This window comes from Bacillus cereus group sp. N24 (assembly GCF_016483345.1).
In the GTDB taxonomy this organism is placed as follows: Bacteria; Bacillota; Bacilli; order Bacillales; family Bacillaceae_G; genus Bacillus_A; species Bacillus_A toyonensis.
In genome coordinates this window covers 1-253 of the sequence record NZ_JAEHCA010000138.1, presented here as the reverse complement: position 1 = coordinate 253, position 253 = coordinate 1, and the positions used below count along the sequence as shown (strand labels likewise).

The window sequence follows — 253 nt, the reverse complement described above, 5'->3', positions numbered from 1 at the left end:
AATCATATCCCCCCCGGAACCCCACGTGGAATTGCGCCGCGTAAACTCGCGTGGAAACGCTGGGCCGACTTACATGAGCGCGCCCGGCGTAACGGCGTAATTGGCCTGGGGGGACCAGTTCAAGGTGTACCACGGGAAGACGGTTTTGATATTAAAGTAGCAACTTAAATTATGGCCGTAATATGTAATGCCACGGAGATTGAAGATTTTAAAGCACGTTTATATAGCATCGGAGTTGCTTATAACGTTGGAA

Annotated in this window: 1 pseudogene; it reads left to right on the top strand. The window is 49.4% G+C overall.

Annotation, left to right across the window (positions count from 1 at the left end):
* A pseudogene (locus JDS95_RS30745) lies at nucleotides 1–253 on the top strand (formate--tetrahydrofolate ligase); the annotation flags it as partial.